The organism is Methylocystis bryophila (genome assembly GCF_027925445.1).
In the GTDB taxonomy this organism is placed as follows: domain Bacteria; phylum Pseudomonadota; class Alphaproteobacteria; order Rhizobiales; family Beijerinckiaceae; genus Methylocystis; species Methylocystis bryophila.
The window spans coordinates 2,847,341-2,870,703 of record NZ_AP027149.1 but is presented as its reverse complement, the minus strand read 5'-3'; the positions used below and the strand labels follow the sequence as shown (position 1 = coordinate 2,870,703).

At 63.4% G+C, this 23,363-nt stretch carries 22 protein-coding genes and 1 pseudogene; 12 read left to right on the top strand and 11 right to left on the bottom strand.

Going from position 1 to position 23,363, the window contains the following annotated elements; all coding sequences use genetic code 11:
* Positions 1–375: 375 nt before the first annotated feature.
* The 3 genes from QMG80_RS13380 to QMG80_RS13370 are packed head-to-tail and all read right to left on the bottom strand — an operon-like array spanning position 376 to position 1,855.
* Positions 376–978 (bottom strand): DsbE family thiol:disulfide interchange protein, encoded by a 603-nt coding sequence (locus QMG80_RS13380; RefSeq protein WP_085773258.1) that lies wholly within the window; start codon positions 976–978, stop codon positions 376–378.
* A complete protein-coding gene (ccmD, locus tag QMG80_RS13375) occupies positions 975–1,124 on the bottom strand; it encodes a heme exporter protein CcmD (protein WP_085773257.1) in 150 nt (49 codons plus the stop codon). The genes QMG80_RS13380 and ccmD overlap by 4 nt, the downstream gene beginning before the upstream one ends.
* Positions 1,121–1,855 carry a heme ABC transporter permease gene (locus QMG80_RS13370; protein ID WP_432806979.1) on the bottom strand — a complete coding sequence of 245 codons (735 nt, stop codon included), beginning with the start codon at positions 1,853–1,855 and terminating at the stop codon, positions 1,121–1,123. The genes ccmD and QMG80_RS13370 overlap by 4 nt, the downstream gene beginning before the upstream one ends.
* Before the next feature lie 150 nt (positions 1,856–2,005).
* Between QMG80_RS13370 and QMG80_RS13365 the strand changes: the two genes are divergently transcribed.
* From QMG80_RS13365 to QMG80_RS21585, 8 genes and pseudogenes are all read left to right on the top strand, one after another.
* Positions 2,006–2,437 carry a hypothetical protein gene (locus tag QMG80_RS13365; protein WP_158658894.1) on the top strand — a complete coding sequence of 144 codons (432 nt, stop codon included), beginning with the start codon at positions 2,006–2,008 and terminating at the stop codon, positions 2,435–2,437.
* Positions 2,438–3,008: 571 nt separating this feature from the next.
* On the top strand, positions 3,009–3,446 hold the full coding sequence (locus QMG80_RS13360) for a hypothetical protein (protein ID WP_085773255.1): 438 nt from the start codon (positions 3,009–3,011) through the stop codon (positions 3,444–3,446).
* 193 nt (positions 3,447–3,639) lie between these two features.
* Entirely contained in the window at positions 3,640–4,926 is a 1,287-nt protein-coding gene (hemA, locus tag QMG80_RS13355; protein ID WP_085773254.1) for a 5-aminolevulinate synthase, read from the top strand.
* Between the two features lie 151 nt (positions 4,927–5,077).
* Positions 5,078–5,686: pseudogene (locus tag QMG80_RS13350) on the top strand (methylated-DNA--[protein]-cysteine S-methyltransferase); the annotation flags it as partial.
* Positions 5,683–5,880 carry a hypothetical protein gene (locus tag QMG80_RS13345; RefSeq protein ID WP_085773252.1) on the top strand — a complete coding sequence of 66 codons (198 nt, stop codon included), beginning with the start codon at positions 5,683–5,685 and terminating at the stop codon, positions 5,878–5,880. The pseudogene QMG80_RS13350 and the gene QMG80_RS13345, both read left to right, overlap by 4 nt.
* A gap of 79 nt (positions 5,881–5,959) precedes the next feature.
* On the top strand, positions 5,960–7,261 hold the full coding sequence (locus tag QMG80_RS13340) for a hypothetical protein (RefSeq protein ID WP_199769005.1): 1,302 nt from the start codon (positions 5,960–5,962) through the stop codon (positions 7,259–7,261).
* A 274-nt stretch (positions 7,262–7,535) separates the two neighbouring features.
* On the top strand, positions 7,536–7,907 hold the full coding sequence (locus QMG80_RS13335) for a hypothetical protein (RefSeq protein WP_199769004.1): 372 nt from the start codon (positions 7,536–7,538) through the stop codon (positions 7,905–7,907).
* Between the two features lie 246 nt (positions 7,908–8,153).
* Complete coding sequence (locus QMG80_RS21585; RefSeq protein WP_349775652.1) at positions 8,154–8,291, top strand: SEC-C metal-binding domain-containing protein; 138 nt, start codon at positions 8,154–8,156, stop codon at positions 8,289–8,291.
* Positions 8,292–8,438: 147 nt separating this feature from the next.
* Here the strand turns inward: QMG80_RS21585 and guaA are convergent, their stop codons facing one another.
* A complete protein-coding gene (gene guaA, locus QMG80_RS13330) occupies positions 8,439–10,073 on the bottom strand; it encodes a glutamine-hydrolyzing GMP synthase (protein WP_085773251.1) in 1,635 nt (544 codons plus the stop codon).
* 249 nt (positions 10,074–10,322) lie between these two features.
* Here guaA and ppc point away from each other — a divergent pair, with 249 nt between their 5' ends.
* Positions 10,323–13,100: a phosphoenolpyruvate carboxylase gene (gene ppc, locus QMG80_RS13325; RefSeq protein ID WP_199769097.1), complete on the top strand. Its 2,778-nt coding sequence runs from the start codon at positions 10,323–10,325 to the stop codon at positions 13,098–13,100.
* 128 nt (positions 13,101–13,228) lie between these two features.
* On the top strand, positions 13,229–13,678 hold the full coding sequence (locus QMG80_RS13320; RefSeq protein WP_102938137.1) for a helix-turn-helix domain-containing protein: 450 nt from the start codon (positions 13,229–13,231) through the stop codon (positions 13,676–13,678).
* Positions 13,679–14,512: 834 nt separating this feature from the next.
* On the opposite strand, the gene recN is transcribed toward QMG80_RS13320, so the two are convergent.
* The 3 genes from recN to ftsY form a co-directional block, all read right to left on the bottom strand.
* Entirely contained in the window at positions 14,513–16,186 is a 1,674-nt protein-coding gene (gene recN, locus QMG80_RS13315) for a DNA repair protein RecN (RefSeq protein WP_085773248.1), read from the bottom strand.
* Positions 16,187–16,477: 291 nt separating this feature from the next.
* Positions 16,478–17,098 (bottom strand): septation protein A, encoded by a 621-nt coding sequence (locus QMG80_RS13310; RefSeq protein ID WP_085773247.1) that lies wholly within the window; start codon positions 17,096–17,098, stop codon positions 16,478–16,480.
* Positions 17,095–18,186, bottom strand: a complete 1,092-nt coding sequence (gene ftsY / locus QMG80_RS13305) for a signal recognition particle-docking protein FtsY (RefSeq protein ID WP_085773246.1) — start codon at positions 18,184–18,186, stop codon at positions 17,095–17,097. The genes QMG80_RS13310 and ftsY overlap by 4 nt, the downstream gene beginning before the upstream one ends.
* A gap of 184 nt (positions 18,187–18,370) precedes the next feature.
* On the opposite strand from ftsY, the gene QMG80_RS13300 reads away from it, so the two are divergent.
* The gene (locus tag QMG80_RS13300) at positions 18,371–18,817 is read left to right on the top strand and encodes a DUF805 domain-containing protein (RefSeq protein ID WP_085773245.1); all 447 of its coding nucleotides are present in this window, start codon (positions 18,371–18,373) and stop codon (positions 18,815–18,817) included.
* A gap of 62 nt (positions 18,818–18,879) precedes the next feature.
* Here the strand turns inward: QMG80_RS13300 and QMG80_RS13295 are convergent, their stop codons facing one another.
* From QMG80_RS13295 to QMG80_RS13285, 3 genes are all read right to left on the bottom strand, one after another.
* Positions 18,880–19,449: an HdeD family acid-resistance protein gene (locus QMG80_RS13295; RefSeq protein ID WP_085773244.1), complete on the bottom strand. Its 570-nt coding sequence runs from the start codon at positions 19,447–19,449 to the stop codon at positions 18,880–18,882.
* 281 nt (positions 19,450–19,730) lie between these two features.
* Positions 19,731–20,270: a ribosome maturation factor RimM gene (gene rimM / locus QMG80_RS13290; RefSeq protein WP_085773243.1), complete on the bottom strand. Its 540-nt coding sequence runs from the start codon at positions 20,268–20,270 to the stop codon at positions 19,731–19,733.
* Positions 20,271–20,277: 7 nt separating this feature from the next.
* On the bottom strand, positions 20,278–22,200 hold the full coding sequence (locus QMG80_RS13285) for a PHA/PHB synthase family protein (protein WP_085773242.1): 1,923 nt from the start codon (positions 22,198–22,200) through the stop codon (positions 20,278–20,280).
* Between the two features lie 470 nt (positions 22,201–22,670).
* Between QMG80_RS13285 and QMG80_RS13280 the strand changes: the two genes are divergently transcribed.
* Entirely contained in the window at positions 22,671–23,027 is a 357-nt protein-coding gene (locus QMG80_RS13280; RefSeq protein ID WP_158658893.1) for a hypothetical protein, read from the top strand.
* 131 nt (positions 23,028–23,158) lie between these two features.
* On the opposite strand, the gene QMG80_RS13275 is transcribed toward QMG80_RS13280, so the two are convergent.
* Complete coding sequence (locus QMG80_RS13275; RefSeq protein ID WP_085773240.1) at positions 23,159–23,359, bottom strand: hypothetical protein; 201 nt, start codon at positions 23,357–23,359, stop codon at positions 23,159–23,161.
* Positions 23,360–23,363 lie beyond the last annotated feature (4 nt).

The window sequence follows — 23,363 nt, the reverse complement described above, 5'->3', positions numbered from 1 at the left end:
CGCCATCGTCCCTGGGGCGAAACGAACCTAGCCCTCCTGCGCGCTATCTTCCTTATGCCCGCGCGGTGCTCGAGGCCGACGCAGGCCGCCTTCCTCATGAACCCCATCAATCAGGCGCCAGTTTCCGCGGACTCTGCCGCCTGGTGTGAGACCACGACATGGTCCACCGTCGCATCGCGCAGGGATGCGGCAGCGTCATCATGAAGGGGCTGGCTAAACGGCGAGCGATGTTTTGCAGGCGAGGCGCCTGCCACGCGCGGCGATGCTCATTCGCATGCAAACGCGCGTGGTGCTTTCCGAAGCTGCGCCGAAGAGTCGCCGGCTGGAAAAGCGTTACCTCGCGAGGGCACTATGAACCACTCGCGAGAGCCAGGATTACGAGCCCTGCGCCGCCGACGCCTTCTGCGCCTTCTCGATCTCGGGGATCAGCGTCTTCTCCAGCGCATAGGGCGACAAAGGTCCCACGAATTTATAGGCGACGACCCCGTCGCCTCTGACGACGAAGGTCTCCGGCACGCCATAGACGCCGAAGTCGATCGCCGTGCGGCCGAGAGAATCCGCGCCGACGGCGTCGAAGGGATTGCCTTCCTGCGTCAGGAAGCGCACCGCATTTGCCGCATCGTCCTTGTAAGAAAGGCCGTAGAGCTTGACGCCCGCAGCCTTCAGCGTCTCGTCATGGGCGAGCGTCAACAGCGTCGGCGCTTCGGCGCGGCAAGGCGCGCACCAGGAGGCGAAGACGTTGATGACGCTGACATGGCCTTGACGCAAATCGGCGTCGCCGAAGCCCGAAACGCCAGCCAGTCCTTCGACCGCCGGAAGCGTGAAGGCCGGCGCCGGCCGGCCGATGAGCGCCGAGGGGAGCTTCGAGGGATCGCCGGAATAGAGCCGAATGACAAAGAGTCCGGCCAACAGCAGAAAGACGCCGAGCGGCGCGAGACGGAGCCAGGTCCGCGGGCTTTTCTCCTCCCCGGCGCTCAACCCTCCTCTCCTTGATCCTTGAAGCGCGCGAGCTCGGCCAAGAGCCTGCGATGCTCGCCAACGATGCGCCAGATCGCGCCGCCGACCACAACGAAGGCGATGGCGTAAGCCGCGATGATATAGCCCCAGTGCGGATCGGCGTTCATGTCAGCGCCTCCTCGGCGCGCACGGCGCGCAGCGTAAGACGCGCGAGTCGCCGGCGCAGGATCTCATTGCGCAGCGCCATGAAATGCAGCGCCAGGAAGAGGCAGGAGGCGCCCGCCGCCATGACGAGCAGCGGCCAGAGCATCGAGCCCGAGATCGTCGAGCCGCCGGCGCGGAACACCGACGCCGGCTGATGCAGCGTGTTCCACCAGTCGACCGAGAATTTGATGATCGGGATGTCGACGAGGCCGACAAGCGTCATGATGGCGGCGACGCGCGCGCCGCGCGGCGTGTCGTCCATCGTCTGGCGGATTGCGATGACGCCGAGATAGATGAGGAACAGCACGAGATAAGAGGTGAGGCGCGCGTCCCAGACCCAAAAGGTTCCCCACATGGGCTTGCCCCAGAGCGAGCCCGTGACGAGGCAGAGAAAAGTGAAGAGCGCGCCGAGCGGCGCCGCCGTCTTCTGCGCCGCATCGGCCAGCGGATGACGCCAGACGAGCGCGCCGATCGAGGCGGAGCTCATCACAATATAGGCGAACATGCCAAGCCAGGCGGCGGGCACGTGGATATACATGATCCGCACCGTCTCGCCCTGCTGATAATCCGGCGGAACGAGGAAGAAGGCGGCATAGAGCCCGACGCCGAGCAACAGCGCCGCGGCGCCCGAGAGCCAGGGAAGCAGCCGGTCCGTCAGCGCCATGAAACGCGTCGGATTGAAAAACTCGGAAATTGTCGCCACGGGGCGGACGTCTCCTTGCGTGAAGTGCGGGTCGGTGGGCCGTGAGTCCCGCGCGCTCGGCTCCGGGCGGACCCCAGCCGCCGACCTGAGAGGCGACACCTAAACACGCTCTGGCCCGGAAGCAAGGCGATCTCCGGTCTCATGAAATCTGAGACGGCCGGGATCGCCCGTAGCCTTCAGCCTGCAGATACTCTTGCGGGCTTTTTCGCCAACGTTGTGCGGCCTTTAGGTGTTGTAGCGATAAGCGATGGCGTCGACGAAGGTTTGGAGCTTTTCGATTTTATGCGGCAGTTTCTAGGCGGCGTAGAACTCGTAGCGCCGTTAGAACTGAGTGCGTTCGACGCACCCGTTGAGATCGAGTCGCTTGGGTGGCAGGACGAAGAGCTCGAGGCCGCGTCCCTGACACTTCGCCTCGAACGTGGATTTGCACTCGCTCCCGCCGTCGACTCGAATCCCGCTTGTTGCGAACGGCGCCTCGGCGAGAAGCTTGTCGAGAACCGCTTTGGCGCTGGTGGCGCTGGCATGGCCGGCCACGCGGTCGTCGTGCATTTGGCGACGGGTCATAGCCGATGAAGTGCTTGATTGGCCTGTCGAGGCGGATATTGATGAAGAGCGTGTCGATCTGGACAGGCTGCGCCGACCTCACCGCGCAGCCTGTGATGGCCGAGAAGTTTTTTTCCAGCGATCGGGCGTGTCGCGCGCGACGCCGACAGCTCTTGCGGCAAGCTCGGCGCAGCGACCGTCAGCCCTGTCGCAGCGCCAGCGCGCTAGCTTCACGTCTTACTCGGCATCCACGTTTGAGTTCTTCAGCGCGAGAGGGCCGTCGGATGATGCGAGAGGCGCCTGTAGCAAGCCTAATCCGCCTGCCTGAGCCAAGAGCCAGTCGCCTGGAAATCTGCCCCTTACCGCATATGCCTTCATGGGCCAGGCGACGGCGGCGCGATCATCTCAGAGTTTAGAGGAGAGCCAGCGCATTCCAAGGTACGTGGCGCCTCATCCTTCTTGACAGCCAGTCTCTGCTGATACACTATGTATCAGCGGCCGGTCTTAACATATCGCGCAATGTCTCGCAATATGAAGCTTTACTCGCAATATAAAGCTTTAAAAGAGAGTTCCAGGAGCGGAGAGTACAGGGCTGACATCTATGCAGATTGACTTCCAGGCGCACTGCGAAGACGCTCTAAAGGTTTCCGTCACCATCAAGTCGCGCGAAGAGTTCGAGCGATTTACGGATCAACTTTTTGTCGTCGCAGAAGTGCTTTGGCCCTCGCCCTATGATGAGGTGGACGAAGAAGAGGACCAAGCGGAGCGCCCGGAACCAGGAAATGAGGCGCAGCCTAGGCCAAAAACTCGGGGGGCTTTAACCCCCGAGGAGCTGCGCGCGCGGAAGGATCGTAGAAATGCGCAGAATCGATCTTACATCGCTCAAATGACGCCGGAGGAGCGAGCTGAGTTTCGTCGGCGTCGAACCGCGCAGGAACGCGCGCGTCGAGAAAATGCCAGACGAGTAGCTGAAGAAATATCGAGAGCGAGCACGGAACAGGAATTAACCGATTACTCCAGAGCGGCGGCTGCTGAATAGGAGCAACCCCTAGCGCTAGAGCCATCGTCTAAGCCTGCAAAGCACAGAGATTGGATTGAATGCTTGTCAATCGGCTGAACCGATTTCCAGTGAACTCGCAAAGTGCGACTGCAACTCACATAACTTCGTGGATCGCTCACACGAGGAATTTGTCTTTTGCTGGCATCGCGGGCTGAGAGGGGCGGTAAGAATCATGAACTATCGACGCTACTTCGAGGCAGCCGTGTTTCGCCTGCGTTCCGAGCGCCGTTATCGGGTGTTCGTCCCAATCGAGCGCGACGTTGAGTCCTTCCCCGTGTCCGCTTGGCGGCGTCCGGACGGGTGCAGCCAGGACGTCACGATCTGGTGCTCGAACGACTACCTCGGCATGGGACAGCACCCCGAGGTCATCCAGGCCATGATCGAGACCGCCGGGAGAACCGGCGCCGGCGCGGGCGGCACTCGAAACATCTCCGGCACGAGCCAAGCGATCGTCGAGCTCGAGCGCGAGCTGGCGGACCTGCATCGCAAGGAGGCGGCGCTCGTCTTCACGTCCGGCTGGATCTCCAATCTCGCGGCGATTTCAACCATCGCCGACCTTCTGCCCAACTGCCTGATCCTCTCCGACGAGTCCAATCACAATTCGATGATCGAAGGCGTCAGGCGGTCACGCGCCGAAAAGAGGGTCGTCCGGCATAACGATCTCGAGCATTTCGAGGAGCTGCTGATCACGGCTGGCGACCGCCCAAAGCTCATCGTCTTCGAGAGCCTCTACTCGATGAGCGGTAATGTCGCTCCCGTTGCGGAGATCGCCGCTCTCGCGAAGCGGTACGGCGCAATGACCTATATCGACGAAGTGCACGCCGTTGGCATGTATGGGGCGCGTGGCGGCGGCGTCTGCGAGCAGGCGGACGTAATGGACCAGATCGATGTGATCGAAGGCACCCTTGCCAAGGGCTTTGGCGCGCTCGGCGGCTATATCGCAGGGGACGCGGCGCTGATCGACGCGGTTCGCAGCTATGCTCCGTCCTTCATCTTTACGACAGCGCTGCCGCCGGCGGTGGCCGCGGCGGCCTGCGCGGCGGTGCGGCTGTTGAAGTCGCGGCCCGAGATTCGCGCGACCCACCAGCGCGCCGTGCAAGTCACAAAGCATGCGCTGTTGGCGGCGGGCCTTCCGGTGCTCGAAAACAGTTCGCACATCGTGCCGGTTTTGGTGCGCGACGCTCAGCTTTGCAAGGCGGCGAGCGACATGTTGCTTGACCGGCATGGTATCTACATCCAGCCGATTAACTATCCCACCGTCGCTAAGGGAGCGGAGCGCCTGCGCATTACGCCGACGCCTCATCACACCCGCGAGCATATTGGCGCGCTCGTCGAGGCGCTGGTCGATGTTTGGCAAACGCTCGGCCTTCCCTTCATCGAACCGCCGGCGAATCTGGGCATCCATGAGAAGAGCGCAGAGCAGTGCGCGTATCCGGAGATCCTGCGCGCGGCGCAGTAGGCTTGACAGCGCTTCAGTGCATGAAGGTCACTTGCGTCTCACTGGTGAGCGAGACGATTGAAAGTCCCATCATCCAATTCATGACAGCGAGCCCGCTCTCGATTTTCGCGAACCCACTCATCCGGGGGTAAGCGCCAAAAGCAGCGCGTCAGTGACCGACGCCATCTACAGCGCCGGCTATTCCTCCAACAGCCGCTTCTACGAGAACTCGAATGCTCTGCTCGGGATAACGCCAAGCGCGTTCAAGGGTGGCGGCAAGAACGTCGTGATCCGCTTCGCCGTCGCCGAGTGCTCGCTCGGCGCCATTCTGGTGGCGTGCAGTGACAAGGGCGTCTGCGCGATTACCCTGGGCGATGATCCCGAGGATCTGCTGCGCGAGCTCCAGGATCGCTTTTCCAAAGCCAGTCTCATCGGCGGAGACGCTGAGTTTGAAAAACTGGTCGCCCAAGTCGTGGCCTTCGTCGAAGCGCCAAAGACCGGGCTCGCGCTTCCGCTCGATGTGCGCGGCACGGCCTTTCAACAGCGAGTCTGGCAGGCGCTTCGCGAAATCCCGCCAGGCAACACCGCCAGTTACGCCGAAGTCGCCGCCCGCATTAGCAAACCGGCCGCCGTTCGAGCCGTCGCGCAGGCCTGCGCCGCCAACAAGATTGCCGTCGCCATACCTTGCCACGGCGTGGTACGCTCCGACGGCGACTTGTCGGGCTATCGCTGGGGCGTGGAGCGCAAACGCGCGCTTCTGGACAGGGAGACAGCGGGGTGAGCGAGGATAGTTCGGCAGCCATATCCATGCGCCGATCACGCGGAATTCCCGGCCGCTTTCTCGCCCGCCAGCTCGCTGAGCAACTCTCGAATCCAACGTTGGCCCGCATGACCATGACAGCGTTCGTGCCAAATGAGGCTGATATTGAACTGCTCGGCGAGCCACGGGAGATTGACCACGATGAGTCTATCTGAAAGAGTGCGACGCCTACGCTAGCTATGGATGCGCACTGCGCAATATTGTGCCGAGGGGATGTCAGGTGTGCATATATTCATGAACGAGCAAAAGCGAAAAGAGGTTGCAGCCTCTCTACTGAAAGACATGGAAGCCGCCGCCGGCCGTATGCGCGCGCTGATTGTCGCCATGCCCGCGCACGATTTGCTCGGCTACATCTACGCCCAGCACATAATTAAAGCGGTGACAGACCAAGGCACCACCGGGGAGCAACGCGAAGCGAACGGCCCGGATGACCTGATCAACGAAAGACAGTTCCTGCTGGAGTACGTGCACGCGGTTCTCGCGTCAGATGCTGCTTCTGCAGACGTAACATTCGACGAAGCACAGTGCGCCGAGCTGTTTGAACTTGGCCGCAAACTGCGAGAGCAAGCCGTGCTTTTTGCCATGGCCACTTCCGCCGATACTAAGGACGGCGTCTTCGGTCCCGACACGGCCGACATTGAATTCCGCGCGAAATCCACCTGGATCATGCTACGCGGCAATCGCTACCAAGTTTTGGAAGGAGAGTTCTATCGCTACGTTCTGGCGCCTCACAATGATGTCCTGAAAGAGGTGTACGGCGTCGGTGCCGCCGTTATCGCGGACGGCTTTCAGGCCATGGCCGACGCCATGCGTTCTGGGCATGCCGACGCGGTCATGGAGATGATGAAGCAGTTTGAGGCGGCACAGGCTTTCGCTGCAGCACAGGGCAAGCCTCTGGAAGCTGTCATGGAGGCGTGGGTTGCAGCCAATGCGGAACAATCGATAGCCGCGGGGCGGGCGATGGATGACATGTTTCGGGGCGGCATCGCCAACGTGAGCCGCCACACGAAGCTGCCGCCGATGCTGCTGACGGACTTGGCGTACGGGCGCGGAGAAGAAACCGAGTTCTTCGCTGCGGGCGATTTTGTGGGGACACCCTATCGGACACTGCCTGCCCGAAAGAAACCCCTAATCCAGCTTGGATCGGACTACTACGCCGTCGACCCGTGCTTCATCCGCGACGCGGGGTATCGCGCACTTCTCTACAACCTCCTTCAGCAAAAGCCGGACTACAAGAAGACCTTTGAAGATCGGCAGAAGACGATGAGCGAAGCTGCTTTCGCCGACATTCTGACGGTCCAGCTTCCAGGCGCACAGTTTTCCAGGAGGTCTACTACAAGGACCCCGCCAGCAAGCAGTGGGCCGAAAACGACACCCTCATCCTGGTCGACGACGTGTTGTACCTGGTTGAAGCCAAGGCAGGAGCGGCCGCCACCATTGCGTCGCCGGCGCTTGATTTCGGCCGCCACGCCCAGTCCGTGCATGACTTGGTGCTCAAGGCGTACAAGCAGTGCGAGCGCTTCTTTAGCTACCTGAATTCTGCGGACGAAGTGCCGCTCTATCACCTCGTCGACGGCAAATATGAAGAGTGCGGCCGTGTCCGCCGCTCCGACTACCGCGTGTTGGTGCCGATTGGGCTGACAGTCGAGTCATTCTCGCCCTTTTCGACGTACTGCAAGGAACTGCCGCAGATTAAGCCGCTACTTGGGAAGCATGCCTTCATTTCGCTGTCCATTGACGAGCTATTCGTGCTCAAGCGGCTCCTGCCCACGCCAGGCTCATTTGCCCATACATGGAGGTGCGACAATCCGTGGCGGGGATACGCCGGGCTCATCTCTTCGACGAGTTCGACCACCTGGGCGCGTACCTGAAGAAGAACCGCTTCGATCAGGACATTGCCGACCAATTAAAGGGCGGCAAGGTCAACATGCTCGTCTGGGACGGCAGGAGCGACATCGTTGACAGGAGCTTCGAGGGTGAAGACTGGGAAAACGGGCCGTTTCCGGCGCAGGACTTCCCGGAGCAAGTGCTGACGCTGCTTGAAGCGCTTGACGCCACCCGAGCACGCGGATGGCTTTCGGCCGAGAGCCATATCCGTGCCTTGGGAGAGGAAGGCCGGAATAACCTAGCCAAGATGCTGTCCGACCTTCGCCAAACCTTGAACCAGCATCCCGCTCGCTAATTTATCTTGTCCACCGTCGGCGAGCCGCTCTTCGTTTGGCTTCAACAACACGACCACCAAGTTAACTGGACCAAGGTGAATGACAAGGCCAGCGCAGCTGCGCTGGCCCTCAGAGCCTCTAACATCATTGGCGTCGTGGCAGAGGTTAGTGCCGATGGAACCTACCACCGAGCGCAGCCTTTCGCAGTCAACATTCCGACAGCGCGAACGGAAGAAAATGCCCACATTTACGAAGACGCCGCCCGAATGGCTCAACCCACACGGGCGGTGAAACTCAACCAGCCAAAAAACGCAATCTCTCCTGTGAAGACCAAGAAGGTGGGACGGAATGATCCGTGCCCGTGTGGGAGTGGAGCAAAGTACAAGAGGCGCCACGGCCGTTAGGAGCGAGCCGCAGCTGCTAACCGAGTCCAGGCTGGACATCTTGCAACTTTGATTTCGCTCAAGTTGGCGCGGACGAAGGTGACGAGCGGACGGGAACAGCAGGGAAAATCGCCGCCGAAACTACCCTTTTGCCGCCGTTTGTACCCCTCATTCCCACTCGATGGTCCCCGGCGGCTTGCTGGTCACGTCATAGACGACCCGGTTCACGCCCTTCACCTCATTGACGATTCGCGTCGCCGCCCGGCCTAAAAAACTCATGTCGAAAGGATAGAAATCCGCGGTCATGCCGTCGGTGCTGGTCACGGCGCGAAGCGCCAGCACATAGTCGTAGCTGCGCCCGTCGCCCATCACGCCGACGCTGCGCACGGGAAGCAGCGCCGCGAAAGCCTGCCAAATCTCGTCGTAGAGGCCCGCCTTGCGGATTTCGTCCAGATAGACCGCATCGGCCTTGCGCAGGATTTCGAGCTTCTCGCGCGTCACCGCGCCCGGGCAGCGGATCGCAAGCCCCGGGCCGGGGAAGGGATGGCGGCCGACGAAGGCTTCCGGCAGGCCGAGCTCGCGGCCGAGCGCTCGCACCTCGTCCTTGAAAAGCTCGCGCAAAGGCTCGACCAGCGCCATGTTCATGCGCTCGGGCAGACCCCCGACATTGTGATGCGACTTGATCGTCACCGAAGGCCCGCCGGTAAAGGAGACGCTTTCGATCACATCCGGGTAGAGCGTGCCCTGCGCCAGGAACTGCGGCGCGCCGCGGCCGTCCTCGGCGATCTTCTTCGCCTCGGCCTCGAAAACTTCGATGAAGAGCCGGCCGATCGTCTTGCGCTTGACCTCCGGGTCCTCGACGCCTTCGAGCGCGGTAAGAAACAACTCCTGCGCCTGCACATGACGCAGCGGGATATTGTTGTGGTCGCGAAAGAGGCTCACGACCTCCTCGGCCTCGCCCTGGCGCAAGAGTCCGTGGTCGACGAAAACACAAGTCAGGGCGTCGCCGATCGCCTCATGGATGAGCACGGCCGCGACGGCGCTGTCGACGCCGCCGGAGAGGCCGCAAAGCACCCTTCCATAGCCTGCCGCCTGCGACGGACGTTCTGCCGAACGCCCTAGGCCCACTTGCTTCTGGATCGCCCGCGCGGCTTCAGAGCGAAAAGCCGCCATGGTCCAGTCGGATTTGAGCCCCGCGATCTTGTGCAGGAAGTTCGAGATCAGCCTGGCGCCGTCGGGCGTATGCGCGACCTCGAGGTGGAACTGCACGCCGTAGAAGCGACGTTTTTCATCCGCGATTGCTGCGAAGGGCGCGTTCTCGGACTTGCCGATGATCGCGAAGCCGTCCGGCAGGCGCGTGACGCGGTCGCCATGGCTCATCCAGACCTGATGCCGGCCGCCGACCGCCCAGACGCCCTCAAACAGGGGGCTCGGGGTCACGACTTCGAGGTCCGCGCGGCCGAATTCACGATGATGGCCGGCCTCGACCTTGCCGCCAAGCTGCTCCGCTAATAGCTGCTCGCCGTAGCAGATGGCGAGGACTGGGATACCCGCGTCAAAAATCGCCTGCGGCGCGCGCGGCGAGCCTTCGTCCGTCACCGAGCAGGGTCCGCCCGAGAGGATCACGGCCTTGGGCCGCGTCTCGGCGAAGGCCTCCTCGGCCTTCTGGAAAGGCGCGATCTCGCAATAGACCCCCGCCTCGCGCACCCGTCTCGCGATGAGCTGGGTGACCTGCGAGCCGAAGTCGATCACGAGCGCCTTGTCGTGTCTCTCGGCGATTTCATGGTGGAAGTCGACGGTCATGGGTGCTTTGTGTTCAGGCTGAAGGAAGACGGTCATACGGAGGGGTTTAAGGGATAAGTCAAGCGATGACACATCAGACCCGACTGGAGATGTCGCCGCCGCCAGGAAAGCGACGGCGGCGTTCGAGTTTGGCGCCGAAGCCTGCTATAGAGCCCCCTCCGGCCCGGTCATTGCATCGCGCCTTAGCCCAAGGAGGTCCTTTCCATGCAGGTCGCGGAACCCTCCCCTCTCGCCGTGCGCGCCGCCCAGATGGGCCCGGACGCTCCGAACGGGCTGCGTTTGGAGTCCTCGCGCAACGATCAGGGGCTGCATGAGGACGTGCGCCTGCTCGGACGCCTGCTCGGCCAGACCGTGCGCGAGCACGAGGGGCAAGAGGCCTACGAACGGATCGAGACCATTCGGAGGCTGTCGATCGCCGCAAGCCGCAACGAACATGAGGCCGCCGACAGGCTCGACTCGCTGTTGCGCCAGCTCACGGCCCGCGAGGCGGTCTCGGTCATCCGCGCCTTCAGCTATTTCCTGCATTTGGGCAACATCGCCGAGGATTTGCATCCGCTGCAGCAGCGGGCGCGGGCCGAGGCGGCCGGCGAAATGCCGGGAGCCGAGCCGAGCCTCGCCAAAAGCTTCGCGAAGCTTCGCAAGGCTTCGATCGGCGCCGGCAAGATCGCGCAGGTTCTTGCGCGCGCCTGGATATCGCCAGTGTTGACGGCTCACCCGACCGAGGTGCGACGCAAGTGCCTTCTCGACGCCGAGCATGCTGTCTTCTCGCTCTTGGCGCAGCGAGACTCGTTGCGCGCCAAGAGCGAGCTGGCGCGCAACGAGGAGCAGCTTTTGGCGCGCGTCTCGCAGCTTTGGCAGACCGAGCTGTTGCGCCATGCGCGCCTTTCGGTGCGCGACGAGATCGAGAATACGCTGAGCTACTACCGCTCGACCTTTCTTGTCGAAATTCCGAATATTTACGCGGATGTGGAGCGCCGCATCGAGGGCCTGCGGGTGCCGCCCTTCTTGCGCATGGGCACCTGGGTCGGCGGCGACCGCGACGGCAATCCCAATGTGGTGGCCGCTTCGCTCGAGACCGCGCTCAAATTGCAGGCCGAGGTGGCGCTGCGATTTTATCTCATCGAAGTGCATCAGCTTGGCGGCGAGCTATCGATCTCGAGGAAATACGCCGGCGCGACCAAGGCGGTCGAGGAGCTGGCGCTTCGCTCCGGCGACGACAACCCGCACCGCGACGACGAGCCCTATCGTCGCGCCCTCATCGGCGTCTATGCGCGGCTCGCCGCGACGCTCACGAAGCTCACCGGCCAGGAGGCGCAACGCCACGCCGTCGCGCCCGGCGAGCCCTACGCCAACAGCTGGGCTTTTCTCGCCGACCTCGTGGCGATCGACGAGTCACTCCGTCTGCACCATAGCGAGGTGGTCGCCTCGCAGCGTCTCGAACCCTTGATCCGCGCGGTCGAGGTTTTCGGTTTCCACCTTGCGACGGTCGATCTGCGACAAAGCTCCGACCGGCACGAGGAGACCATCGGCGAGCTTCTCGCCTGCGCGCGCGTCTGCGACAATTATGCGGCGCTCGGCGAGAGGGAAAAGCAGCAGCTCCTGATGCGCCTGCTGAGCGAACGCCGCCCGCTGCGTTTCGCCGAGGCAAAATATTCGCAGGCTGCGCGCTCCGAGCTCGAAATTTTCGAAACGGCTCTCCGCATGCGGCGGGATTTCGGCGACGAGTCGATTCGACACTACATCGTCTCGCACACAGAGACGGTGAGCGATCTCCTGGAAGTGCTGCTCCTGCAAAAGGAGTGCGGGCTGATGCATGGCTCGCTCGCGGAGGAGGACGCCGCCTCGGCCTGGGCGGACCTCATCATCACGCCGCTCTTCGAGACGATCGAAGACCTGCGCAACGCCGCGCCCATCATGCGCGATTTCTACGCGCTGCCAGGAATCGCCGCGCTCGTCGCCCATTCCGGGGCGACGCAAGACATCATGCTCGGCTATTCCGACAGCAACAAGGACGGCGGAATCGTCACGAGCATTTGGGAGCTCTATCGGGCCTCGACGGCGCTCGCCGATTTCTTCTCGACCATCCCGAGCATCTCGATGCGGCTCTTCCACGGGCGCGGCGGAACCGTCGGGCGCGGCGGCGGACCCACCTATGACGCCATTCTCGCGCAGCCGCCGGGCACGGTGAACGGCCAGATCCGCATGACGGAGCAAGGCGAGGTCATCGCCGCGAAATACGCTAACGCGCAGATTGGGCGCGGCCAGCTCGAGTTGATCGTTGCGGCGACGCTCGAGGCGACGCTGCTCTCCGATCGCCAGGCGCCCCCCGACGAATTCCTCTTGGCCGCAGAAGCGTTGTCGCGCGACGGCATGGCCGCCTATCGCAAGATGGTTTACGAGACAGAGGGCTTTGTCGACTACTATTTCGGCTCGACGCCGATCTCCGAGATCGCCGCGCTCAACATCGGCTCTCGGCCGGCGTCACGTAGACCCTCGCGTCGGATAGAAGATCTGCGCGCGATTCCCTGGAGCTTCGCCTGGGGCCAGGCGCGCCTTGCGCTGCCCGGCTGGTTCGGCTTCGGCTCAGCCATAGCGCATTTCCTCGAGAAAGATTACGAGCCCCGGCTGCGCCTCCTGCAGCGGATGAATCGCGACTGGCCGTTCTTCCGGGTGCTGCTCTCGAACATCGACATGATTCTCGCCAAGACAGATCTGTCGATCGCCCGTCACTATGCCGGGCTCGCGCCCGACCAGGAGTCCGCCCGCGTCATATTTGGCGAGATCGAGGCCGAGCATGGCCGCGCGGTCGCCGCGCTGCAGGCGATTACGGGCGAAGAGACGCGGCTTGCGGACAATCCTTCACTCGCGCGCTCCCTGAAGCTGCGCATGCCCTATATAGCGCCCTTGAACTATCTGCAGATCGAATTGATCCGCCGTTGGCGCGCCGGCGAGACGAACGACGAAATCCGCGAGGGCATTCTAACCTCGATCAATGGCGTGGCCGCGGGCCTGCGCAACACCGGATGAGGCAAAGCGTCGCAGGGACGGAGGGCGCTCTTTGCTCGCCATTCCTAGCGACTCGCCGTAGAAACAGCTCGTTAGCTAGGCCTCGACGAAGGCGAGGCGGAGCGCGGAAAACCTTCGGAGCCCGAGCCATGAGCGACCATAAGTTGGACCTAAGTCCACGCGACGCGCAGACGCGCGTCCGCACCGACGCCATTCGCGACATCATCCTGCGGGCCGGCAAGCGCCTCTCGCAAGAACACATCGAGGAGGTGACGGACAAGCTCGGCGTCAGCCGCTCCACCGCCTATCGCATGATCAAGACGTTTCGCGCCTGCGGCGCGGTGGTCGACCCGAAAGCGCGGCCCATCGGCCGCCCGAAAGGCGCGCGCATGCTCGACGCGACGCGCGAATATCTGATCCGCGAAACGATCGAAACCTTTTATTTTACGCCGCTGGCGCCGAGCTACACGCGGCTCTACAAGGAAATTCAAGAGCGCTGCCGCAAAAATGGACTGCGCCCGCCCAATTGGCGGACGGTGAGATCGCGCGTAAACGAAATCGAAGCGCGGCTGAGCGCGCAAAGGGAACGAGCGAACTGACGCAAGGATAACTCACGGGCTACCCGCATGGTCCGGCGCATGCCGTTTGGCGCGCCACAAGCTTGGTGGCGCGTTCTCCTCAGAGAGTCAGCACGAAGTGCTTGAGGATCTTGAAGGCGAAGACGAGAACGAGCAACAGCGACGCGCCTCGCATCAGCGTCATGATCGCGTATATTTCTTGCGGTCCCAGCATGGTCCAATTTTCCTTCTCATCGCGCCGTAGGGGCGAGCGCCTATGATGGCGCATTGTCGGCAATGGCCATCGCCCAGAGGCAAGCGCCAAGCCAATCCGACATCGTGACGCTGCGATCATTTGACGCAACCCGTTTGCGGAAAGCGGCTCGCGGCCCTCACGCCCGGAATTCGAGGCGGCACATCGATCCGGCAAGGCTTCTTTGCGCGCGCACTCTCTGTGTCTGGACGCAGGCGCCAGAAGGCAGAGGAGCTGATCAACAAGAAAAGGCTGGAGCCTGCGAGAAGGCCGGCCAAAAACCAAATTCCCTCGCAGCGAGCGCGCTCGACGCGCCTCTGGTCGCCCGTTTGCATTCCGGACGCGCGAGCCTTCCCCGCACACCCCCGGCGTCCGTCAGCGAAAGGCTTCGTCGACTTCTGCTTTTGATATGGGCGAGGCGAATTTGCGCATCATTGTGGAAAATACAGCACTGCAGTACGTACGCGCCTCTAGCGTCGACTCTGCGGGCCTGTCGCGCGGGACGCTTTCAAGAGTGCGATGCGAAAGACAGGGAGCCGGTTTTTCGCGCGCACTTCGCGCTTAAACTTTGGAGTCGATCACGTATTCTGCGTTCTGGCGATTCCGCCTGATCGAAGCGTGATCTAGCGCGTCCCTTTCAGCAATCGCGCCGCCGCAGCCCGCGCCTCGTCGGTGACCGTCGCGCCGGCGAGCATGCGCGCGATCTCCTCGCGGCGTTCAGAGGCGGCGAGCGCCGTCACGCGAGTCGCCAAACGCTCCTCATTGCGGTTGGCTGGCGCCTTGGCGATGCGCAGATGCTGTTGCGCCTTCGCTGCGACCTGCGGCGCGTGGGTGACTGCAAGGACCTGGACGCGTCTCGCGAGCCGCGACAGACGTTCGCCGATCGCATCCGCCACCGCGCCGCCGACGCCCGTGTCGATTTCGTCGAAGACGAGCGTGGGCGCCGATCCGCGATCGGCGAGGACCACTCTGAGCGCCAGAAGGAAGCGGGCGAGCTCGCCGCCCGAGGCGACTTTCGTCAAAGGTCCCGGACGCGAGCCAGGATTGGTCTGCACCCAGAACTCGATCCGGTCGATCCCCTCGGGGCCGCCGTTATCGGGGTCGCTCGCGATCGATGTGTGGAACTGCGCGCCGCCCAGCTTCAGCGGCTTCAGCTCCGCGTCGACTTCAGCATCGAGCGCCTTCGCGGCCTTGCGCCTCGCTTGGCTCAACGCATGCGCCGCCGTGTCATAGGCGGCCTTCGAGTCTTTCGCGAGGCGCGCAAGCTCGGTCAGCCGGACCTCAGAGGCGTCGAGAGCGGCGAGCGCTTGCGCGATGTTTCTGGCGACGGCCGGCAGCTCGGCGACGCGCGCCTGATGCTTGCGCGCCGCAGCGCGCAACGCAAAGAGCCGCTCCTCGACTTTTTCGAGCTCGCGCGGATCGGAATTCGCCTGCTCCAGCGCGGCTTCCAGCGCCTGCTCGGCAAGGGCCAGCGCGTCGAGGGCCTGCCCCAGGAGCTTCAAGGGCGGCTCGAGCAGCTCCGGCGCCGTCGCTGAGCGTCGCTCGAGACGACGTACGGCTTGCGCGAGCGAAGCCACCGCGGAATGATCGCCGGAAAAGACTTCCAGGGCGTCGCGGAGATCCGCTGCGACTTTCTCCGCCCGTTGCATCGCCAGCCGCCGCGCAGCGAGACTTTCCTCCTCGCCCTCCTCCGGGGCAAGCTCCGCGAGCTCCTGATGCGCATGGCGCAAATAATCGGCCTCCGCGCGAGCCTTGGCGACGCGCGCTTCTTCCTCTTCCAACGCGCGCTTCGCCGCGTTCCTCGCCGCGTGCAAGCCGCGTAGCGCCTCGACCTCGCGCAACAGGCCGCCATGCGCGTCGACGAGCGCGCGATGCGCGGCCGGGTCGACCATCGCCCGCTCATCGTGCTGACAGTGGATCTCGACGAGCTCGCGCCCGATAGCGCGTAAACCTTGCGCGGACACCGGCTGGTCGTTGACGAAGGCGCGGCTGCGCCCATCTGCGTTCTGCACGCGGCGCAGCACGAGCTCGCTCTGCGTGTCGAGACCGAGCTCGCGCGCCGCAAGATGCGCGGGATGGTCCGCGCAAAGCTCGAAAACCGCGGCGACCTGGCCCTGGGCCTCGCCCGCGCGCACGAGCGAGGCGTCTCCCCGCCCGCCGAGCGCCAGCATGAAGGCGTCGAGCAGGATCGACTTGCCCGCGCCCGTCTCGCCCGTCAGCGTCGTGAGTCCGTCCGCAAGGTCGAGATCGAGCGCGTCGATGAGCACGATGTCGCGAATGGAGAGACGGGTGAGCATGAGCGCCTCTACCCAATGGCGAGGAGAGTGCGGCTCGGGTCGTCACAGGTCCCGCCATGGCCGGGCTTGTCCCGGCCATCCACGCCGAAAGGCCGAAGATTTCTGTGTAATAGGGCAGGAGCTTGCCGCCTTCGCGAGAGACGCAGCTCTTCGACTCTGTCGCAGCGGACAGGCGTGGACGGCCGAGACAAGCCCGGCCATGACGGCGCTGGGAATCTTCGAGACACCTGCATCCGGCGGCCTCGCGAACAGGCAACAAGTGGGGAGGAGAAAGAGCCTTCCTGAACCCGCCTAAAAATGCGTTTCGGACGTGTCGTCCTCCGGCTTGATCTCATGGCGGAGCATCAGCGGCGCCTGCGTTAGCACGAAGACGAAGGTGAGCGCGACGATGCCGAAGACCTTGAAGCTCACCCACTGGTCGGTCGAGAGCGCGTGGCGCAACACCTCGTTCAAGCCGGCCAGGAAGAAGAAGAAAAAGCTCCAGCGCCAGGTGAGCTTGCGCCAACCGTTGTCGTCGAGATGTATGGCCGCGTCGAAGACGATCGGCAGCAGAAGCCTGTTGAAGCGGAGCGCGATCAGGAGCGCCGCGCCGAACAGCGCATAGAGGATCGTCACCTTGATCTTGATGAACTCCTCGTCGTTGAGAAGCAGCGTCAGTCCGCCGAAGACGATCACCAGCGCCGCGGTGACCATCGGCATCACCGGCATGCGCCCCGCGAGCTTCCACGCCACGCCGAGCGAGATCGGCACGACGAGCATCAGCGTGGCGGTCGCGGTGAAAATCCCCCATTTGGCGTTGATCGCGAAAAACAGGATGAGCGGTCCAAGCTCCACCGCGAATTTCAAGCCGCGCGGAACCTGTCTTTTTGCCGTTTTCGTCTCCGGCCTCGTGCCCGCCGCCTCTTGCGTCATGCGTCCGTCCCTTTGACTGTCGGTTCTTCATCGTCCTCGAGGCCGGCGATGGCCCGGGCGAAATCACGGGCCGCAAACGGCTCCAAGTCCTCGGCGGTTTCGCCGACGCCGACGAAATGAATCGGCAAGCCGTATTTTTCCGCTATGGCGACGAGAATGCCGCCGCGCGCCGTGCCGTCGAGCTTTGTCATGGCGAGGCCCGTGACGCCCGCGGTCTTGCCGAATATTTCGACCTGCTGCAAGGCGTTCTGACCGACCGTGGCGTCGAGCACCAGGAGCGTGGCGTGCGGGGCCTCGGGATCGGCCTTCTTCATCACGCGCACGATCTTCTCGAGCTCGGCCATCAGCTCGGCGCGATTCTGGAGCCGGCCTGCCGTGTCCATCAGCAGCAGATCCGCCTCTTGCGCGCGGGCTCGCTGGATAGCGTCGAAGGCGAGGCCGGCGGCGTCCGCGCCCTCCTTGCCGGAGACGACTTCGGCGTCGAGCTTCGCGCCCCAATGTTTGAGCTGCTCGACCGCGGCGGCGCGAAAGGTGTCGCCAGCGGCGAGAATCACGCTTTTCCCCTCCCCGCGCCATTTGGCGGTGAGCTTGGCGATCGTCGTCGTCTTGCCGGAGCCGTTCACGCCGACGACGAGCACCACGAAGGGGCGCTTGCTTTCGTCGATCTCGAGCGGCCGCGCCACGGGCTCCAGAACGCGCTCGACCTCAGCCGCAAGGATCTTGCGCACCTCGTCGGGCTCGATCCCCTTCTCGACGCGCAGCTTGCCTACGGCGTCAGCGATGCGCGAGGCCGCGCCCACGCCGAGATCGGCGCGGATCAGCACATCCTCGAGCTCCTCGAGCGTCAGCGCGTCGAGCTTCTTCTTGGTGAAAAGCTCCGCGAGCCCTTTGCGAAGGGCTTGCGACGAGCGAAACAACCCGCCGAAAAGCCTCTCGCGCCAGCTGCGCTTTGGGGCCTCTGGGGCCGCTTCCTCAGCTTCCGCCGCTTCGGGCGGAGGCGCCTCTTGGGGCGCCGGCGCTTCCCCTCGGCCAAACAGCCGAGCGAAAAGCCCCTTCTTTTCCTTGGTCTCCACGCCGTTCCCGCTCATCCCCGCCCCATACGCTGAGCCCTACACCAGAGCGCAGAGAAGGGCCAGGGCCAAGAGAGCGGCGCCCGGCGCCGTTCCTCGATTGATGCGCCGCCGCGAGGGCCTAACTACGTCGTCGATAAACGCGGCTCCGCCACGCTGGGCGCCGCGTCGGACTCGTTTCGGCGTGGCGCGGAGCTCATCCATGGGTTATCCCGAAGCCGTCAAGACCTGCCTAACGGCCAAATATTCGGCGTTCATGGGCCGCGCTCCGCGCTCCGAATATTGGTGGTTTGCTCTGTTCACATTCTTTGTCTACATCTTCGGCGGCGTTCCGCTCCTCGTGATCGCCGCCAATCAGCAGGCTGCGGGACTTCGGCCTGAAGACAGCTCGGCGTTCATCGTTATCGCCCTCGTGCTTGGTCTCTGCTTTTTGGCCCTGCTGCTTCCGACGGTTTGCGTCACCGTGCGGCGCTTGCATGACCTCGACTGGTCGGGTTGGTGGTATTTGACGCTACTGGTTCCCTATCTTGGCTCGCTCGCGGCCCTGGTCATGCTCATCGGCTTCTGCTTCCGCGGCACGGTGGGCGCCAATCGCTTCGGTGAGGATCCGCTGCTCCCGGCGGCTCAGACCCTGGCGCCCGAGATCTAGATGTCGCAAGCGGCGAGCGCGCTTTTGCCCCCGCGCCGCTTGCGTCGTTGCTTTGCGGCGACTCAAGCGGACGCACTTTTCCTCAGCGTCAGTCCGAGACTGAGCCAGGAGGCGCCGGCGAAGATCAGGTTCACGCCGAGCAGCAGCCCGATGATGTAAAGGCTCGAAGTCGGCCAGCGGCTCAAGATCAGCCCGCCGACGACGACGCTCAAGAGGCCCGCCAAAGCCACCATCGGCCAAAGCGCCGCGTCCTTGAGCTGAAACGCCAAAATGAGTCGAAACACCCCCGAGATGAGCAGGCAGAGGCCCAAGGCGAGCGTGATGCCCGCGGCCGCAAGCACGGGGTCGCGCAAGATCAGCACGCCGGCGACGGCCACGCCGACGCCCACCAGCACCCAGACCAGCGCGCGCGGCCAGGGACGCACCTGTATGCCCGTGATGACTTCCACGACGCCAGCGACGATCAGCGACACGCCCGTCACGAAGACGCTGACGACGGTCGCGGCGAACTCATCCGTCAGGGCGATGAAGCCCGCAAGCAGGAAAAAGACGCCGAGCGCGACGACCCAGCCCCATTTGTGCTCCAGTCCGGAGCGCCCGCCCAACAGATTTTCAGCTCCTCCAATGCTCATGATCGGCCTCCTCGTTTTGCAAGCTGCGCCGTGGAGAGATCGCAATGTTCGAGCAGAGCCGGAAATTCAGCTTCGTGAAATCGGCGCCGCTCTCCCGGCTCGAAATATCTCCGCGGCTTCGATCTCGCCGCCTTGCTCTCCGCAGGTCGGCGGCCGAAGCATTAAATCCTCTTCCGATTCCAGTTTTTTGACAAGCCGTCCGAGCAATCGGGCCCTCGCTTGTCCGTCGCTCATCTGATCGGCCGCAGATCAACTTTGTGCACCCAGAAGTGGGCGCCGCCTCAGTCTTCTTCGTCGATTTCTTCGCGTGGCGCCATGACGACGACACGCCCACCGGCCACGTCCACGATCGGCGCAAGCGCCTTTGTGAAGGGATAGAACTGGGTTTCGCCTCCCCCTTGCGGGAGAACCTCCAAAATATCGCCCGCGCCGAAATTGCGTAGCGCGATCACGCGCCCGAGCGCTACGCCTGCTTCGCTCTCGACGGCGAGGCCGATGAGATCGGCGAGATAGAACTCGTCTTCTTCCGGCGCCGGCAGGGATTCGCGCGGGAGATAAAGCTCAATTCCGGTCAGTTTTTGCGCGGCGTCGCGATCCGCGACGCCCTTGACGCTGACGATGAGCATCTCTCTGCCCTGCTCGCGCGCGCTCTCGAGCAAGAAGCGCCGCGCCCCGCTCTTGTCGAAGAGCGGACCATAGTCTGCAATCGAGAGCGGCTCGGCGGTGAAGCTCTGCAAGCGGATTTCGCCGCGCACGCCATGCGGCGCGCCAAAACGCCCCATCAGCAGAAGATTCCCTGGCTTGGCGGTGGTTTCGCTCATCGCAAGCTCACGCCTTCACGCGGACGTATTCGCCGGGCGCGTCGCAAATCGCCTTCAGCCCGCCTTCTCCGGGCCAGCGCGCGGGAACCTTCTCGGGAGCCTGGCTTTTGTACCATTCGATCCAATTCGGCCACCAGGAGCCTTTGACCTCCTGGGTGTTCTTGATCCAGTCCTCGAGCTCGCCCCTCGGCGGTCCGCCGCGCCAATATTGATATTTATGCTTGACGGGCGGATTGATGATTCCCGCCACATGCCCGGCGCCGGCGAGCACATATTCGACCGGCCCGCCAAAGAGCTTGGCGCCGAGGAAGACCGAGCGCGCCGGCGCGATATGGTCCTCCCTCGCGGCGATCTCATAGATTGGGATCGTCACCTTCTTCAGATCCAGCGTGACGCCGTCGATCCGGAGCTTGCCCCGGGCGAGATTGTTCTCAAGATAGCAGTTGCGCAGGTAAAAGGAGTGGTTCGCGCGCGGGATGCGCGTGGAGTCCGCGTTCCAGGCCAAAAGATCGAAAGCGGAAGGCGTCTCTCCCTTCACGTAATTATTGACGATGTAGTTCCAAACGAGCTCGTTGGGCCGCAGCACGTTGAAGGTGTTGGCCATCTTGACGCCGTCGAGATAGCCGGTCTTCGCCATCGCCTCCTCGAGCGCCGCGAGCTTGTCCTTGTCGACGAAAATCTGCATGTCGCCGGCGTGGGTGAAATCGACTTGCGTCGCAAAGAGAGTCGCGCTCTGGACGCGCTCCTCGCCGGTGGCCGCCAAATAGGCGAGCGTTGTGGCGAGCATGGTGCCGCCGACGCAATAGCCAGCCGCAGAGACGCGCTTTTCCCCGGTCGCCGCTTCGATCGCGTCGATCGCCGCCAGCACGCCGCGGCGCATATAGTCGGGGAAAGACAACTCCGCTTGGCTCGAGTCGGGATTGACCCAGGAGATGATGAAGACTGTCAGCCCCTGATCGACCGCCCAGCGTACGAAGCTCTTCTCGCGGTTCAGATCGAGAACGTAAAACTTGTTGATCCAGGGCGGGACGATGAGCAGCGGACGCGCCAGCACCTCCTCCGTCGTCGGGGCATATTGGATGAGCTCCATCACATCGTTGCGGAAGACCACCTTGCCCGGAGTCGTCGCCATGTCGACGCCGAGCTCGAACTTGCTCTGATCAGTCTGGCGGATTTTCAGCGTGCCCCCGCCGGCTTTCAAATCTTCGGCGAGCATTTCTAGGCCGCGGACAAGATTGCCGCCCCTCGCGTCGATGGTCGCGCGCAAGAGCTCGGGATTGGTCGCCACGAAATTCGAAGGCGAGATCGCGCTCGAGATGAGCCGCGTATAAAAGGCCGCTTTGGAGCGCGTCATGGGATCGAGCCCTTCGGCGCGCTCGACCATATTGTCCGCCCATTGCGTCGTGTGCGAGTAGGACTGACGTAAGAAGTCGAAGAACGGGCTGTCCTTCCACTCCGGCGCGGCGAAGCGCTTGTCCGATGGGTCGACAGGGACGACGGGCTCGGCTTTCTCGCCCGAGAGCCGGCGCAGCGTTTGCGTCCAGATCGCCCCGAGCCCCTGGGTCAGCTCCGCCTGCGCCCCCGCGGCGCGCTGGGGGTTTTTCATCCACGCCTCGACGACGGCGCCGAGCGTGCGCGTCGCGTCGGCGGCGTTGAGCGCGAGCTCGCTCGTCGTCTCCGCCGGGTCGGGCGCGCTCATCGCCGCGTGCAATACGCGGCGGCCATGATCGACGAGCTTGGCCATATTGTCGGCCGCGAGGTCGATCTCGTCCGCGAATGTGGCAGGCTTCTCCCGGGACTTGGGCGTTTCGGGCGGCGTCGGGAGGTCGGCGCGCGCTTTTCCAGCTTTGCTCTTCGCCGGCTTCGCTTTCTTCGCGGACGCCGCGAGCTCGGGCTGAGCCTCGTCCCCCGACGCCTTCTCGGGGTCCATGATAATTCGCGCGGTAGCTTTCTTATGCTCGGGCTTTCCCCGCTTCTCAGCCTCGCCGGTCTTATTCTTGCCAGTCTTTTTGGTCTTATTAATGATCGTCTCTCCCCTTGCCTCCTTGGCGCGGGAGGCGCCCTCCCCTCGGTTCTTGCGTTCCGGCGAGGGAAAATCAAGGCGCTTCGTCGCAACCTACATTTGGCGAAGCTAACCGCGCCGCTTCCGGGGCCATGGCGCTTCACGGCTCCGAATTGGGATAATTTAGCATCATGCCGATGACGACGCACGACGCCAGCCGCGGCGCGCCGCGAAAGCGATTTTCGCTAGGCTGCGGCGAACCGCAGGCGAGACGAAATGTCGCGGCCGCCGCCTCCTGCGCCCGTTTAGATCACGCTGCGTTTGAGCGTAATCGCCCGAAGGTGGAAAACGCGACTGCGTCCAGAAAGGTGGAGCGCGCTTCACTCGCAAAGCCGGTCTTGGATTTTTGCGCTCTCGCCGCGGCGCTGGCGCTTCTCTGCGCCGCGGGCCCGGCGCATGCGCAATCTCCGGGCGGCGCTATCGGGGAGGCCGCCGAGATTCTCCATCTGAGATCGGCGCCTCCGCCCGCCGCCGATTTCGTCGAGCGCGCCCGCCCCGATCAGTCGGAGTACGAGCGACTCGCGCCGACCGACAAGACGAACCACAAGAAGAGCGCCGCCGAGCTGGACGCCCTGGCCTCCTCGCTCGAGAACGCCAGGACCGCGAATCAGCGGGCCGCTCAAGGCGTCCATGCGCCCGGTCCGTTAGGAGGAAAAAAGCCGGCGAAAGTCAAGCTCGACCAGCAGGATCCCTAGCTCGCAGCCGTGACATGCTCCTAGAGCGCGATACGAAAAGTGGAAACCGGTTTTTCGCCTGAACGCAGCGTGATCTGCGCCATCTCGCAACCGGTCTAAGCGGCGAAGCGGAGTCTGTGAGCTCGACAGAATCATGTGACCTGCTTCAGCTTTTTGATCTGGCGCGATTTCCGCTCTCGCGAATGATTCCGTTCGAGCGGAAAGCGCGCTAAGAAGCGCAGGCGAAAATCTGAAGCGAATTCGGCAAAAGTAACTTTTGCGATCTGAATTCGCTCCGACGTTTTAATCCGGCGCGCTTTCTCGTCGCTCGAACGACGCCGTTCGATGGACAAGCGC

What these genes read in the sequence shown, in the direction of transcription:
- QMG80_RS13310 (WP_085773247.1), bottom strand. Translation starts at nt 17,098, where the DNA reads ATGACGCAAGAGGCGGCGGGCACGAGGCCGGAGACGAAAACGGCAAAA.
- QMG80_RS13320 (WP_102938137.1), top strand. Translation starts at nt 13,229, where the DNA reads ATGAGCGACCATAAGTTGGACCTAAGTCCACGCGACGCGCAGACGCGC.
- QMG80_RS13365 (WP_158658894.1), top strand. Translation starts at nt 2,006, where the DNA reads ATGAAATCTGAGACGGCCGGGATCGCCCGTAGCCTTCAGCCTGCAGAT.
- ccmD (WP_085773257.1), bottom strand. Translation starts at nt 1,124, where the DNA reads ATGAACGCCGATCCGCACTGGGGCTATATCATCGCGGCTTACGCCATC.
- QMG80_RS13285 (WP_085773242.1), bottom strand. Translation starts at nt 22,200, where the DNA reads ATGGACCCCGAGAAGGCGTCGGGGGACGAGGCTCAGCCCGAGCTCGCG.
- QMG80_RS13300 (WP_085773245.1), top strand. Translation starts at nt 18,371, where the DNA reads ATGGGTTATCCCGAAGCCGTCAAGACCTGCCTAACGGCCAAATATTCG.
- hemA (WP_085773254.1), top strand. Translation starts at nt 3,640, where the DNA reads ATGAACTATCGACGCTACTTCGAGGCAGCCGTGTTTCGCCTGCGTTCC.
- recN (WP_085773248.1), bottom strand. Translation starts at nt 16,186, where the DNA reads ATGCTCACCCGTCTCTCCATTCGCGACATCGTGCTCATCGACGCGCTC.
- QMG80_RS21585 (WP_349775652.1), top strand. Translation starts at nt 8,154, where the DNA reads ATGGCTCAACCCACACGGGCGGTGAAACTCAACCAGCCAAAAAACGCA.
- guaA (WP_085773251.1), bottom strand. Translation starts at nt 10,073, where the DNA reads ATGACCGTCGACTTCCACCATGAAATCGCCGAGAGACACGACAAGGCG.
- QMG80_RS13295 (WP_085773244.1), bottom strand. Translation starts at nt 19,449, where the DNA reads ATGAGCATTGGAGGAGCTGAAAATCTGTTGGGCGGGCGCTCCGGACTG.
- ppc (WP_199769097.1), top strand. Translation starts at nt 10,323, where the DNA reads ATGGGCCCGGACGCTCCGAACGGGCTGCGTTTGGAGTCCTCGCGCAAC.
- QMG80_RS13360 (WP_085773255.1), top strand. Translation starts at nt 3,009, where the DNA reads ATGCAGATTGACTTCCAGGCGCACTGCGAAGACGCTCTAAAGGTTTCC.
- ftsY (WP_085773246.1), bottom strand. Translation starts at nt 18,186, where the DNA reads ATGAGCGGGAACGGCGTGGAGACCAAGGAAAAGAAGGGGCTTTTCGCT.
- QMG80_RS13340 (WP_199769005.1), top strand. Translation starts at nt 5,960, where the DNA reads ATGAACGAGCAAAAGCGAAAAGAGGTTGCAGCCTCTCTACTGAAAGAC.
- rimM (WP_085773243.1), bottom strand. Translation starts at nt 20,270, where the DNA reads ATGAGCGAAACCACCGCCAAGCCAGGGAATCTTCTGCTGATGGGGCGT.